Genomic DNA, 14,800 nt, shown 5'->3' with positions numbered 1-14,800 from the left:
AGCTGGATGTTAATTCATTTGTTACATTAAATAAAATAATAATAAAAGTTTTAGAAAAATGTATTAATATTTTTAAATGTAGGCTTTATTTTACACAAAGCATTGAATATTTATTTATTTTAGATTAAAATTAATATTGTAATTTACAATTGTCAATTTGTAAAATATGTGGGACAAGTTAAGTCCCTGCGGTCGTAGGAGGTATATGAATATGAAGACTATAGCAGTACTTACAAGTGGTGGAGATGCACCAGGAATGAACGCTGCAATTAGAGCAGTAGTTAGAACTGCACTAGATAAAGGTCTTAAAGTTATGGGAATTCAAAGAGGATACAGCGGCCTTATAAATGGTGAACTTTTTGAAATGCAGAGGCACAGTGTTTCTGACATAATTCAAAGAGGTGGAACAATACTTAGAACTGCAAGATGTGCTGAATTTTTAAAAGAAGAAGGAAGAAAGAAAGCGGCAGATGTCCTAAGGGTATTTGGCGTTGATGGTCTTGTTGTAATAGGAGGCAATGGTTCCTTTATGGGAGCGCAAAAGCTATCAAAATTGGGAATAGCAACAGTTGGACTTCCGGGTACTATCGATAATGATTTATCCTATACTGATTATACAATAGGTTTTGATACTACACTTAATACTGTGTTAGATGCTATTAATAAACTTAGAGATACTTCTACATCTCATGAAAGAGTAAGTATAGTTGAGGTTATGGGAAGAGATTGTGGTGATATAGCATTGTACTCTGGCATTGCAGGTGGAGCTGAAAGTGTTATTATACCAGAAAAAGGTTATGATTTTGATAACCTATGCAAAACAATACTTGAAGGAAAGTTAAATGGTAAGATGCATAATTTAATAATCCTAGCAGAAGGTGTTGGCGGTGCAGCAGAACTTGCCAAAAAGGTTGAAAGTGTTACAGGGATAGAAACAAGAGCTACAATTTTAGGACACATTCAAAGAGGTGGAAGTCCATCAGCTTTTGACAGAATACTTGCATCAAGAATGGGAGTAAAAGCTGTAGAAGTATTGATTGAAGGAAAAACATCTAGAGTAGTTGGAATAAGAGATAACAAAATAGTTGATGATGATATTGATGAAGCTTTGGATATGCCAAGAAAATTTAATGAGGAACTTTATAACATAGCTAATATGCTTTCAAAATAATTTATATATATATATTTAGTTTTTAAATCACACTTTATAAGAAATGAGGAGAGTAATATAATGCAAAGAACAAAGATGATTTTTACACTAGGACCTGCAAAGTGAAAATGAGGAAATTTTATCAAAATTTATTGAAGCTGGAATGAACGCTTCAAGACACAACTTTTCACATGGAGATCACGAAGAACACAGAGGAAGAATAAACCTTGTAAAAAAATTAAGAGAAAAGTATAACAAGCAAATAGCAATAGTGCTAGATACAAAGGGACCAGAAATAAGAACTGGAAATTTTGAACCTTCAAAGTTAGAATTAGCTAAAGGATCAACATTTACTGTTCACTGTGGTGAAGAAGTAGTTGGAGATGCAACAAAATGTTCTATCAGTTACAAGAACTTATACAAAGATGTAAAACCAGGCAACACTATATTAATAGATGATGGTCTTGTTGGACTTACAGTTAAAACAATAGAAGGAACAAATATTGTTTGTGAAGTTGCAAATACAGGATTGGTTGGAAGCCACAAAGGAGTTAATGTACCTAACGTATCAATAAAGCTTCCTGCAATGACTGAAAAAGATAAAGATGATTTAATCTTCGGATGTGAAGTTGGAATTGATGCTGTAGCTGCATCATTTGTAAGAAAAGCTGAAGATGTAAAAGCTATAAGAGATGTTCTTGTAGCACATGGTGGAAAAGATATAAAAATAATCTCAAAGGTTGAAAGCCAAGAGGGTGTTGACAATATAGATGATATCATAGAGTATTCTGATGCTATCATGGTTGCTAGAGGAGATATGGGAGTTGAAATTCCTATAGAAAAAGTTCCTTTAACTCAAAAAATGATAATAGAAAAATGTAATAAAGCAGGAAAATTTGTTATAACTGCAACTCAAATGCTTGATTCTATGATAAGAAACCCAAGACCAACAAGAGCAGAAGCATCAGATATAGCTAATGCAATATTTGATGGTACAGATGCTATAATGTTAAGTGGAGAAAGTGCTAATGGATCATACCCAGTAGAAGCTGTTCAAACAATGGCAAAAATAGCACAAGAAGCAGAATCTCAATTAGATTATGAAAAAATCTTAGCTAAGAGAAAAGAAGACGCAACTCCAAGTGTTGCAAATTCAATAGCTATGTCAGCTTGTGCTACAGCAAGAGAATTAGGAGCAACAGCAATAATAACTGCCACTCAAACAGGAAATACTGCAAGAATGGTTTCAAAATACAGACCTAATGTTCCAGTTATAGCTGTAACACCAAATGAAAGTGTTGCAAGAAAGCTTGCTTTAAACTGGGGAGTTGTTACAATAGTATCCGAATCAGTTAAATCAACAGATGAATTAATAGCTTCTTCTGTAGATAAGGCTTTACAAGCTGGATATATTAAAAAAGGTGATTTAGTAGTTGTTGCTGCAGGAATACCTGTAGACGTAACAGGAACTACTAACATGATGAAAGTTCACGTTGTTAAATAGTACTTGTACAAATAAATAAAAGAAAAGGAACTGCTTGACCAAGGTTGAGTAGTTCTTTTTTTGCAGCGTTAGCGGAGAAAAATCATCCATCGCTTTACTCTTAATCTTTAAAAATTACTTGTAAAACTTTAATATTTGAGTTCTAAAGATTTCCTGTATAAAAAAATTTTTTTATATAAGTATATTATTTTGCTATTGTGGTTAAAATGATAAGATGATAAAATATAATGATAAAAAGAATTAAATGGCAACTGATTCTTTTTCAGTATACCGCGTTTATATTAAAATTTTTTATAACAAATCTGCTTTTTCTAAATATTAAAAATTTAATTTAAATATGGCAGCTAAAGCGGTATTTATTCTACTTGCACCTTAGGGTGCTTTTTTTTATATGCCAATAAGTTACATTTTGTATTTCGTTGACATACGGGTGTATTTAATATAGAATAAATATGTTGAATAAATACTAAAAAAGGCGAAAAACAGGAGGCTATTTTAATGAGAAGAAAACTTTCATTCGTTTTGGCTTTAATTATGTTGACATCCTTAGTTTTAACTGGATGCAGTGCTAAAGCGAATAGAAAAAAGAAATTTAGCAGCGATGTAATAAAAATTGGTGTATTTGAACCAATGACCGGTGCTAACGCAGCAGGTGGAGAGCTTGAGGTTGAAGGGGTAAAATTAGCAAATAAACTTTATCCAACAGTTAACGGAAAAAAGGTTGAATTGGTTTTTGCTGATAATAAATCAGACAAGGTAGAGGCAGCAAGTGCGGCTTCAAATCTTGTAGAACAAGAAAATGTAAATGCCATTATAGGAAGTTGGGGAAGCGGAAATTCAATGGCCGCTGGTGATGTTATTAAACAAGCGCAGATACCGACTGTGGGAGCTTCGTGTACAAGCCCATTGGTTACTGCAGGTAATGATTATTACTTTAGAGTTTGTTTCATTGATCCTTTTCAAGGAACTGTTATGGCTAAATATGCAGCAAATGAATTAAAGGTTAAAAAAGTAGCTTTACTTCAGGAAGTATCAAGCGATTATTCAGTGGGAATCTGTAAATTCTTTTCTGATGCATTTAAAAAGCTCACTAAAAATGAAAATGCCATTATAGCTAAGGAAAATTATAATACAGGTGATCAAGACTTTACAGCACAGCTTACGACTATAAAAGGTAAGCATCCTGACGCTATATTTGCACCGGGTAACTTTACAGAAGGAGCTTTAATAATAAAGCAAGCTAGACAGCTTGGAATAAAAGTTCCTATTATAGGAGGAGATACTTGGGAAACACCTGAGTTTATAGATATAGGTAAGGATGCAGTAGAAGGAACAGTTTTTTCAACCTTCTTTGCAACTGAAAAGCCTATAACTGAAGAATCAAAGAAATTTCTTGCAGCCTATAGAGCACAATATAAGAAGGAACCAGCAGCAGTTACGGCTTTAGCATATGATGCTTATTTGGTAATACTTGATGCTATAAAAAGATCAAATTCAGTAGATCCAGTAAAAATAAGAGATGCAATTGCTAAAACTAAAAATTTTCCTGGAGCAGCAGGAGTAATTACAATCGATGAAAATAATAATGCTGTTAAAGACGCAGTATTAAAAGTGGTGAAAAACGGAAAATTTACTTATCTTGATACTATAAAAGCAAATGGAAAATAAAATGAGGTGATTGATAATATGACTTTTGAAATTTTTATGCAGCATTTGGCTAACGGAATCTCCCTTGGAAGCCTATATGCGCTTATAGCTATAGGTTATACGATGGTTTATGGTATATTAAAACTTATAAATTTTGCACACGGTGATATATTTATGATGCAGCTTATTTTGCTTTCTTTGGAGTAGCAACCTTTGGCTTGCCCTGGTATTTTGCATTCATAATAGCCATAGCTATGACAGGCGTACTCGGAATGACAATAGAATTCACAGCATATAGACCTCTTAGGTCAGCACCAAAAATATCTATTTTAATTTCAGCAATTGGTGTATCCTTTTTACTTGAAAACTTAGCTGTAGTTCTATTTGGTGGAAGACCAAAAGCATTTCCAACACCAACAATATTTACAAATGTAGTTAATATAGGTGGAGTATCAATTCAAAATCTTAGCTTCATAATTCCTGTGGTAACTATAGTGCTTTTATTTGTACTTTTATATTTAGTTAATAAAACAAATGTTGGTATGGCTATGAGAGCAGTTTCTAAGGATGTAGACACTGCAAAACTTATGGGTATTAATGTAAATAGAATAATTTCCTTTACATTTTGCATAGGATCTATGTTAGCAGCTATAGGAGCTGTTATGTGGTCACTTAAGTATCCTCAGATAGTTGCACTTATGGGAATGATACCAGGTCTAAAATGCTTTATAGCAGCAGTTATTGGCGGTATAGGAGATATAAAAGGAGCTGTTATTGGAGGCTTTATTCTTGGAATAGGCGAAATAATGTTAGTGGCATTTTTGCCGGGTTTAACTGGATATAGAGATGCGTTTGCTTTTGTACTTTTAATAGTAATATTAATATTTAAACCTACTGGGATAATGGGCAAAAATTTAACAGAGAAGGTGTAAACTTATGTTGAAGAAAAACAAAATTTTGAATATAGCACTTATTGCAGTTATATTTTTACTTTTAATTTTTGCAGATAATTACTTAGATAATTACAAAATAAGAATTTTAAATTTGTGTGCAATATATGCAATTTTAGGACTTAGCATGAATCTTATAAATGGATTTACCGGATTATTTTCATTGGGACATGCTGGCTTTATAGCAGTTGGAGCGTATACAACAGCTTTGCTTACAATGGCTCCTAAGGTTAAAAATCAGAACTTTTTTTTATGGAACCTTTAATATCACCATTAAATCATATATCAATTCCTTTTCTTTCAGCGTTAATAATAGCCGGAATTGTTTCTGCAGCACTGGCCTTTTTAATAGCGGCACCAGCGCTTAGGCTGAAAGGGGACTACCTTGCAATTGCAACCTTAGGCTTTGCTGAAATAATAAGAATTGTTTTGAATAACTTACAAAGTATAACTAATGGTGCGTTAGGGCTTAGAGGTATTCCTAATAATACAAATTTGTATTGGAGTTTTGGAATTGCCATTTTTACTGTTATAGTGATAGTTTCACTTATAAATAGTTCTTTTGGAAGAGCCCTAAAAGCTATAAGAGAAGATTCTATTGCAGCTGAAAGTATGGGGATTAATTTGTTTAAGCACAAAACCATAGCTTTTACTATAGGGGCTTTTTTCGCAGGAGTAGGAGGAGGGCTTTTAGGAAATTTGCTTGGAACAATAGATCCTAGCATGTTTAAATTTGTACTTACCTTCAACATACTGCTAATAGTAGTAATTGGCGGAATGGGAAGCGTAACTGGTTCTATAATTTCAGCTTTTGTTGTAACTATTTTGGGTGAATTACTGAGATTTTTGGATATGGAAAAGGAATTTGGAATTGGCTTTATTAAATTTCAAGGTATACCAGGACTAAGAATGGTTGTTTTCTCGGTACTTTTAATGGTTATTGTTTTATTCTTTAGAAATGGAATTATGGGCACAAAAGAGTTTAGCTGGAAATCTATACTTGGAATTTTTACTAAAAAACCTCTAGGACAGGGAGGAAAAAACTAATGGCATTACTTAAAGTAGAAAATGCGACAATGCAGTTTGGTGGTCTTACAGCGGTTAAAGATTTTAATCTTGAGATAAATGAAGGTGAAATAGTATCTTTGATAGGACCTAATGGAGCAGGTAAAACCACAGCGTTTAATATGATAACGAATGTTTATACACCTACAAAAGGTAAAATAATTTTTAAGGATAAGGACATCACAGGTAAAAGACAGGATCTTATAACAAAAGAGGGGATTGCAAGAACCTTCCAAAATATAAGACTTTTTAAGGATTTAAATGTACTTGATAATGTATTGATAGCTAATCATGTTCACATAAAATCAAACTTTATTGAGGCTATATTAAAGCTTCCAAAATATAAAAGAGAAGAAAAGGAAATGCTTGATAAATCTCTTGAACTTTTAAGAGATTTAGGTTTAGAAGATTTAAAATACGAAAAATCAAGTTCACTTCCTTATGGTAAACAGAGAAAGCTTGAAATAGCAAGAGCACTTGCAACTAATCCCAAGCTTCTTTTACTGGATGAACCAGCAGCAGGTATGAATCCTACAGAAACGGATGAGCTTTCTGAATTTGTAAATGAGATAAAGGAAAAGTATAAATTAACAATATTTATGATAGAGCATCATATGAGTATGGTTATGAGCTTGTCAGATAAAATACAGGTTTTTGAGTATGGAATTACCATAGCTAAAGGCACACCTTCTCAAATTCAAAATGATAAAAAGGTTATAGACGCATATTTGGGGGTATCCGAGGATGATTAAAATAGAGGATTTAGTAGTGGCATATGGTGGTATAGAGGCTTTAAAGGGCATAAGCTTGGATGTGCCAAGTGGTAAAATAGTTACCTTGGTTGGAGCTAATGGAGCTGGTAAGAGTACAACATTAAAGGCTATAGTTGGACTTGTAAAACCTAAAAGTGGAAGTATAGAGTATGAAGGTAAGGATTTAACGAAGATTAGTACTGAAAGTATGGTTAAAAACGGAATAGCTTTAGTGCCAGAAGGAAGAAAAGTTTTTGAAGACTTAACCGTACTTGAAAATTTAAAAATAGGTGCTTATTCCAGAAAAGATCGTAAAGGCATAGAAGAGGATTTACAAAAGGTCTATTCTTTATTTCCTAGATTAAAGGAAAGAACCTGGCAGCTATCTGGAACTTTATCTGGTGGAGAACAGCAGATGCTTGCCATAGGAAGAGCTCTTATGTCAAGACCAAAGTTAATAATGATGGACGAGCCTTCTCTTGGACTTGCACCTATAGTAGTAAAAGGATTATTTGAAATCATAAAGAAAATAAATAAAGATGGTATGACGGTTCTTCTAATAGAGCAGAATGCCAATGCAGCTTTGAAAATAGCGGATGTTGGCTACATTATGGAAACAGGAAGGATAACCTTGAGTGGTACAGGACAAGAATTGCTTAGTAATGATGAAATAAAGAAAGCATATCTAGGAGAAACAGCAGCGAAGTAGTACAAGGAGAAAATTCCTTCGTGCCTACGGAATTTTAGAAATGAATCTTTGTAATCAAATATATTGCTTTTAATTTCTATTGATTAATTATGTTTACCACGAATTTTTCGTAGAGAATCGGAGAAAAATTTTCCTTCATTTTGAGTTATGCGAAGTAACATCATTGAAGGAATAGTTTAAATAAAATTTTATAAATCTTAGTATTAAATTGCTAAAAGCTTTAGAGCTTTCAATCTGTTTGAGCCAACGGCGAGTTATTGAAAGCTCTTAAGATTTTAACAATTTGACACTTAGATTTATTAATTTTATTTAATATTCCAAGATGATGTTACTTCGCATTATTTTTAAATGAATAGCTGAATATCTGATGAAGCAGCATCCTTTAGATAGTCTTTTGCTTCAATAATTTCAAGCTGAGGTAAAAGTTCATCTTTTTTAAAGCCCATAACGTCTACCGAGAGCTTACATCCATAAAATTTAATTCCCTTTTTTATTGCACCATTTAAAAAGTTTTTTAGAGTTGGAGTTTCATCCTCAGCCATCATAGCTTCAAGCATTTTTTTGCCAAAACCCGAAAAGTTCATTTTAGAAAGCGGGAGCTCATCTGGACCCTTAGGAGTCATTGCATTGAACATTTTTTCCATTGTAGTCTTATTGTCTTCCGATACTTTATCCGGGTCTCTTAAAATAAAAAAGTCCCCAGAAGGCAAAAAATATACTTACATCCATATCTGCTTCTGCTGCGGTGTTTGCAAGGATGAGGGCAACTAAAGCTTTATCATAGTCACCGCTAAATAGTAATAAACTTAATTTTTTTTTCATTTAAAAAAGCCTCTTTTCATGAAGTTCTATTTTAAATAAGTATTAATTTCTATACTTATTTAAAATAGAGCCTTTTATATATATTTTTTATATTATTTCCTTTGAAGCGTTTATAAATGTATTGATTTTTGATATTCTTGACAAACATAGTCATATTATTAAAATTTATCACTATACATAAAAATTCCTTTAAAGTGAAAGAATAATAGAAATTAATAATTGCAGGAGGTAAATTTATGGGAAAGTTAATGTGTAGTGCTAATACATGTGTAAATAATATAAATGGATTATGTACAGCAAGTACTATAAATGTTCATGGAATAAGGGCACATTCTTCAGATGGTACAGAGTGTGAAACTTTTGCTGAAAGAGGAATAAGAAATGCACTTTCTAATCTAACTAATATGAATGTACCGGGAGAAATAAGACAGCTCTTTGCAGGAAGTTCTATAGAAATGAGTCCTAAAATAAAATGTCAGGCTGTAAATTGCACGCATAATGCAAACAAGGAATGTATAGCAAGGACAGTACAAATATATGGACCAGGGGCTGTCACAAGTGAAGGAACAGAGTGCGAAACCTTTATAGAAAGATAGAGTAAAGAATAGAGTGAAGGTTAATTTTCTGCTGAAGCAGAAAAATTTAAAACTTAATGAGGCAAAGCCCCAAACCATAAAAGATATTCAGCAGCTCTGAATATCTTTGTTTTTATATATTTTAAATATTTATCTGATGTAAGAAGGATAAATCATCCTTCACTGTACTCTGTTTTGCTATGCTTCCAGTTGTAAAACTTTATGCTTTATAACTTGTAATACTCCATTTTCATCATTGCTTTTAGCAATAAATCTACCGTGTTTTTTAACTCCCTCAGGAGCATTTTCCATAACATAGCTGTGGTATACATTTTGAAGCATTGAAACATCATTATAATAATCCCCAAATGCCATTGTTTCATTTTCAGTTATTCCAAAGTGACTTTGGAGAAATTTTATTGCAGTTCCTTTATTTACATCATTTCTTCCTATATCAAGCCATACTTGTCCTGAAATTGTGAGCTGAAGGAGTTTGCCCCATTTTGATGATAAAAATAAATATGAGTTATTTGATGGTCCCTTAGGATCATATAATGCAATCTTAAAAAGTTCGTCGTCAATTTCATCAAAATTATTAACAGAAGTACATCTATGATAATATTTTTTCACTTCATCAATAAATTCAGCGGACTTATCCAGTACATATGCACTTTTTTTACCACATAAAACTGCTTTGCAATCAGGAAGTTTGTTTAAATCCTCAATAACTTCCTTTACAATTGTTCGGTCTAAAGTTTTTGCAAATAATTCCTCACCATTTTTAACTATGAAAGCACCATTTTCGGCGATAAAAGTAATTTTATTCTTAAAGGCTGCCATGTTATCTCTTAGAGTGAAATACTGTCTTCCACTTGCAACACTAAATATAATCCTTTTATCAATTAAATTATTTAAAACTTTCGAAAATTCATGAGGGAGCTCTCCATTACTTTTAAGCAAAGTTCCATCCATATCTGTAGCAATTAATTTTACCATATGTTTTTACCTCCGAATTGGCATAAAATATAATTATATTATAACATGATTTTAATCATATATTGTGAAAAATAATGTGGAAGTATTAGAGGTATGATATAATAAGAAATCAGAGTAGAGAGTAAAGAGTAGAGTGAAGGTTAATTTTCTTCTGATGCAGAAAATTTTAAAAATTATATAGTCAATGTAATAAGTTTTCCTTTACTGCACTTTATAGTCTGTAATCAGTAATCTTCAAAATATACTTAGAAGGGTGAAATTTATGAACAAATTGGTTCCTGTAGAAAAAAATAAGGATTATGAAATTTATATAGATGGTTTTGGAAGTATGGGTGAAGGTATTGGCAGAATAGATAACTTTACTGTGTTTATAAAAGGTGCAATTAAAGGTGAAAAGGTGAAGGTAAAAATCACTAAGGTGAATAAAAATTTTGCTTTTGGGAAGATTATGCAGATAATTGAAAAATCAGAGGATAGAAGTGAACCGATATGTCCCAGTTATAAAAGATGTGGGGGATGTCAAATGCAGCATCTCTCATATGAAGCTCAGCTTGATTTTAAAAGGCAGAAAGTTATTGACTGCCTTGAGAGAATAGGAAAAATTAAAACTGATTCTGTAATTGTACATGATACTATTGGAATGAATCCACCTTATTATTATAGAAACAAAGTTCAACTTCCAGTGGGAGAAAAAAATGGTGAAATCCAAATTGGTTTTTATGCAGAGAGAAGTCATGAGATAATTGATATAGATAAATGCTACATACAATTTGAAGCTGGAAATGAAATAATTAAGCTTGTTAAAGAGTGGATGAGTAAGTTTAAAATACGAGGCTATAATGAGCAAACTGGTAAGGGCACTTTAAGGCACATTATGATAAGAAGAGGTTTTAAGACAGAACAGATAATGCTTGTTTTAGTTACAGTAAATGAAGTTCTACAACATAAGAAGGAGCTTATAGAAAGTATTACTCAAAATATTGATGGAATAACAGGAATAATTCAAAATATCAATAGCAAGAGGACCAATGTAATACTTGGAGAAAAGGAAATAACGTTATGGGGAGAAAGCCAAATACAAGACTATATAGGTGAGTTTAAATTTAATATTTCCTCAAAATCTTTTTTTCAGGTTAATCCGGTGCAAACGGAAAGACTTTATAATGCAGCACTTAAGTATGCGGGACTTACAGGAAATGAAGTTGTCTTTGATGCTTATTGTGGAACAGGAACTATCTCATTATTTTTATCACAAAATGCAAAGATGGTGTATGGAGTGGAAATAATACCAGAGGCAATTGAAAATGCGAAAATTAACGCTGCTCAAAATAAGGTAACCAATACTGAATTTATTGTTGGAAAATCAGAAGAGGAAATTCCAAAGTTAATTAAAAGAGGGATAAAGCCAGAGGTTGTGTTAGTAGATCCTCCAAGAAAAGGCTGCGAAAAGGTTCTTCTTGAGTCTATAGCAAGTGCAGCACCTAGGACTATAGTTTATGTTTCTTGTGATCCTGCAACTTTGGGAAGGGATTTGGGTATATTAGGTGAACTTAGATATGAAGTTTTGGAAGTTCAGCCGGTGGATATGTTTCCAGCAACGGGTCATGTGGAGACTTGCGTGTTGCTACAACGAAAAACTATATAGAAATCCTTAATTTTAGGCACTTCTTCAACCATTTTTGTTTTTACAAATGAGGGAGATAAAATTTGCAATAAGCAGTTGGAAAAATATATTAATGTTTCTGTAGTTATTGATATGGAGTGTGAAGATACACATATGTAAAATGTTAATGGACTATTAGAAATTGAAAAAGCCGAAATAGAAAAATTGTAACAAGAGCAATTAAAAAAGTATCTGAAGAAAAGTGTAAGCGTGGCTTGCAATAAGTTTTAAGATGAATATCTATAACAATATCTCCACGGAATAATCCATGGAGATATTGTTGTTTTATAATGATCATGTTACCTCAATAACCCGGTAACAGAAAGCTTAATATTGAGGCAACAAATTAATAATACAATAGCTGAAGCCAATGAGATATTGTAATTCCCTGTTATCTGAAAGAAAAGACCGGGAATATATGCGCCCAATGCGGAGCCTATTTGATGGCTTAAATAAAGGAGGCCCAAAGCATACCCTATAAGATCGCCTTTATAAAAATTTGTAGCAAGTATAGAAGTAGGGGCTATTGTAGCAAAATCAACGAACCCGAAAATGATTGAAAACAGTAACAGTATAAAATTATGTCCGGAAACAAACAAAATAGGAATTGAGATTGCCCTAATAATGTATAATCCCGCTAAAAATTTACGGTTATTCCATCGGTCAGCAAAAAAGCCAGACAGGAGTGTTCCCAAAATGTTAAAAGCGGCAAGCAAACTTACTGCCGTGCCAGCCATGGTTTCTGAATATCCATGCCCATGTGCGAGTGAGATCAGGTGAGTATCCATCAATCCGGTAGTCGTATAACCACAGATTAAATAAGGTATAGCAAGAAACCAAAACCTACGGCTTTTGATGATCATAAAAGTACTCTTTAGATTAAAAACAGAATGATGAGAAACGTTATTGTTTATTTCAACATTATGTGTTTTTTCTTTATAAAGCTTCAAACATTTCTCTGTTGAAGCGGACCGAAAAAATATTGCTAGAATCGGGAAGGTGAAAAACGTAAGAAATAACCCTAAAGCAAGAGTAGCTGGCTTCCAGCCAAATCTGTTTATAAGCAATAAAGAGGACGGAACAAGAATTAATTGGCCTGCGCTTGATCCCGCATTGATGATTCCTAATGCAAAGCCACGTTTTTCTTGAAACCACTCTGTTACTGCTACGGTTGCAGCTATTCCTGATGCTCCGCCAAAGCCTATGGAAGCGATCACAGCGTAGAGAAAAGCTATATGCCATACATTCTCAGCAAAATAAGTTAAGATAGTGCTGATTCCAACCAACAAAGTACTAATGGAAAATATCTTTTTAACACTATAACGGTCTATCAATTTGCCGATGATGGGCTGGGAAATTCCATAAATGACAAAACTCAACATAGCTATTAAAGACATGGTTTCTCGGTTAGTGGAAAAAGCAGTTTCCCATGGTTGAAGAAAAGCACCGAATGTGCTTCTTGTTCCTTGTACGGAAAGCAAACCTAAAAAAGATAATACTAGTATAACCCATTTATAATTAAATTTCTTCATATACAAATTCTCCTCATATACAAACTTTTATTGACATCATCTTAACATAGATATATCATTTTATAAAACGAAATAAAATGAATTGATAATTCAGTATTTTTGAATATGGAGGTAACAAATGGAAATTAAGCATCTTAGAACTTTCGTTACAGCTGCGAAATTAGGTAGTTTTGTAGAAACTTCTAAACAATTGGATTATGCACCGTCCACGATCACTTCTCAAATTCAGCTATTAGAGGAAGAGCTCAAGGTTAAACTATTCGAACGATTGGGAAAACAAATCAGTTTGACCTATGCGGGGCAAACACTTCTTGTCTATGCAGAGCGCTTAATAGATCTTTCTGAAGAAGCGTTTACCGCTGTTTCAGGAGAGGCTCCGAGAGGAACCATAACTTTAGGAATAGCGGAATCTCTGGCTATCATCAGGCTTTCAAAAGTATTTGGTGTTTATCATCAAATGCTTCCGGATATTGATTTCGATTTTAAATTCGGTCCTTGTTCTGAATTTAAAAATTACATAAGAAAGAATATTATTGACGCAGCCATTATGTATGACCAAGAAACAGCAGAACAGGATTTGATTATTGAAGCATCTTACCCTGAAAGCATGGTTCTTGTGTGTGCACCTCAACATCCCTTGGCGCAAAAGCAAGAAATATACCCGAGTGATCTGATTAATGAAACGTTGATTATCAGTGAAAGCGGTTGTAGTTACCGAGATCTTTTAGAGGGCATGATGACTGGAGAGAAGGCTAGGTTTCGATCCATAATATCCGTGAGTAGCCTTCAGGCTGAAAAGCAATTTGCGGCCAATGGATTTGGAGTATGCCTACTTGTCAAGGCTGCTGTTAAGAAGGATTTGGACGAAAGGAGCTTGGTTGAGCTTCCATGGAAGGGTCCTGAGTTTCATATATCGACGCAGATTATATATCATAAAGACAAATGGGTATCACCAGCGCTCAGGGTATTTCTTGACCTCATAGATCAAGAACTAAAAATAAAATAATGGGTAATTGTATATTTTTAAATATTAATATTAGATGGAGTCAAAACAGAATAAAATTAATAAGGGATACTGTGAAAAATAATCTCTCTTTTTTAGTTTAGATGTTCAGAAATGAATGTCTATTTTTGCAAAAAATTCAGAAAGGAAGTAATTGAAATCAAGCTTTGCTGTGAATGAGTGATTATGCCATCGAATGTGAAGAGCGAGAAGGCATGGTCATAAAACGGTCTGTGGTGGATCGCAAAGATCCTGGGAGAGGTGAGATTCTTATGGTGCTTGTTTACCATAAACCGTTTATGCTGTCGCCCTAATAGCTGCAAGGCTTTTAGGGCTTAGGAGAGTAGTGTCAAATAGAAGCACAGTAATTATTTTAAAGTTAAGAACAAACGGATCAAACCCTGTATATCAAGATTATGTAGATAGAAATAC

At 33.2% G+C, this 14,800-nt stretch carries 9 protein-coding genes and 4 pseudogenes; 10 read left to right on the top strand and 3 right to left on the bottom strand.

All coding sequences use genetic code 11. From position 1 onward, the window contains the following. The first annotated feature begins 211 nt into the window (after window positions 1-211). From pfkA to AGR56_RS01715, 7 genes and pseudogenes are all read left to right on the top strand, one after another. Window positions 212-1,171, top strand: coding sequence for a 6-phosphofructokinase (gene pfkA, locus AGR56_RS01745; RefSeq protein ID WP_053240897.1), 960 nt, complete (start codon window positions 212-214; stop codon window positions 1,169-1,171). Window positions 1,172-1,231: 60 nt separating this feature from the next. Then, window positions 1,232-2,654: pseudogene (gene pyk / locus AGR56_RS01740) on the top strand (pyruvate kinase). 498 nt (window positions 2,655-3,152) lie between these two features. After that, a complete protein-coding gene (locus AGR56_RS01735) occupies window positions 3,153-4,322 on the top strand; it encodes an ABC transporter substrate-binding protein (RefSeq protein ID WP_053240896.1) in 1,170 nt (389 codons plus the stop codon). An 18-nt stretch (window positions 4,323-4,340) separates the two neighbouring features. Next, window positions 4,341-5,233, top strand: a pseudogene (locus AGR56_RS01730) (branched-chain amino acid ABC transporter permease). Between the two features lie 4 nt (window positions 5,234-5,237). Beyond that, window positions 5,238-6,298 (top strand): annotated as a pseudogene (locus AGR56_RS01725) (branched-chain amino acid ABC transporter permease). Further along, complete coding sequence (locus AGR56_RS01720) at window positions 6,298-7,068, top strand: ABC transporter ATP-binding protein (RefSeq protein ID WP_053240895.1); 771 nt, start codon at window positions 6,298-6,300, stop codon at window positions 7,066-7,068. The pseudogene AGR56_RS01725 and the gene AGR56_RS01720 overlap by 1 nt, the downstream one beginning before the upstream one ends. Continuing rightward, window positions 7,061-7,777 (top strand): ABC transporter ATP-binding protein, encoded by a 717-nt coding sequence (locus tag AGR56_RS01715; RefSeq protein ID WP_053240894.1) that lies wholly within the window; start codon window positions 7,061-7,063, stop codon window positions 7,775-7,777. The genes AGR56_RS01720 and AGR56_RS01715 overlap by 8 nt, the downstream gene beginning before the upstream one ends. Before the next feature lie 344 nt (window positions 7,778-8,121). Here the strand turns inward: AGR56_RS01715 and AGR56_RS01710 are convergent. Next, window positions 8,122-8,599: pseudogene (locus AGR56_RS01710) on the bottom strand (DsrE/DsrF/DrsH-like family protein). Between the two features lie 236 nt (window positions 8,600-8,835). Between AGR56_RS01710 and AGR56_RS01705 the strand changes: the two are divergent. Further along, window positions 8,836-9,195 (top strand): DUF1540 domain-containing protein, encoded by a 360-nt coding sequence (locus AGR56_RS01705; RefSeq protein WP_053240893.1) that lies wholly within the window; start codon window positions 8,836-8,838, stop codon window positions 9,193-9,195. A gap of 177 nt (window positions 9,196-9,372) precedes the next feature. Here AGR56_RS01705 and AGR56_RS01700 read toward each other — a convergent pair whose 3' ends face one another. Continuing rightward, window positions 9,373-10,170 (bottom strand): Cof-type HAD-IIB family hydrolase, encoded by a 798-nt coding sequence (locus AGR56_RS01700; RefSeq protein WP_053240892.1) that lies wholly within the window; start codon window positions 10,168-10,170, stop codon window positions 9,373-9,375. A gap of 262 nt (window positions 10,171-10,432) precedes the next feature. On the opposite strand from AGR56_RS01700, the gene rlmD reads away from it, so the two are divergent. After that, window positions 10,433-11,815 carry a 23S rRNA (uracil(1939)-C(5))-methyltransferase RlmD gene (gene rlmD, locus AGR56_RS01695; protein ID WP_053240891.1) on the top strand — a complete coding sequence of 461 codons (1,383 nt, stop codon included), beginning with the start codon at window positions 10,433-10,435 and terminating at the stop codon, window positions 11,813-11,815. A gap of 317 nt (window positions 11,816-12,132) precedes the next feature. Here rlmD and AGR56_RS01690 read toward each other — a convergent pair whose 3' ends face one another. Next, window positions 12,133-13,365, bottom strand: a complete 1,233-nt coding sequence (locus AGR56_RS01690; protein ID WP_084756832.1) for an MFS transporter — start codon at window positions 13,363-13,365, stop codon at window positions 12,133-12,135. A gap of 118 nt (window positions 13,366-13,483) precedes the next feature. Between AGR56_RS01690 and AGR56_RS01685 the strand changes: the two genes are divergently transcribed. Then, window positions 13,484-14,371, top strand: a complete 888-nt coding sequence (locus AGR56_RS01685; protein ID WP_053240890.1) for a LysR family transcriptional regulator — start codon at window positions 13,484-13,486, stop codon at window positions 14,369-14,371. Window positions 14,372-14,800 lie beyond the last annotated feature (429 nt).

Source organism: Clostridium sp. DMHC 10 (genome assembly GCF_001270375.1).
Lineage (GTDB): Bacteria > Bacillota > Clostridia > Clostridiales > Clostridiaceae > Clostridium_S > Clostridium_S guangxiense.
The sequence above is the reverse complement of the archived record's forward strand: the minus strand, read 5'-3'. Positions and strand labels throughout refer to the sequence as shown.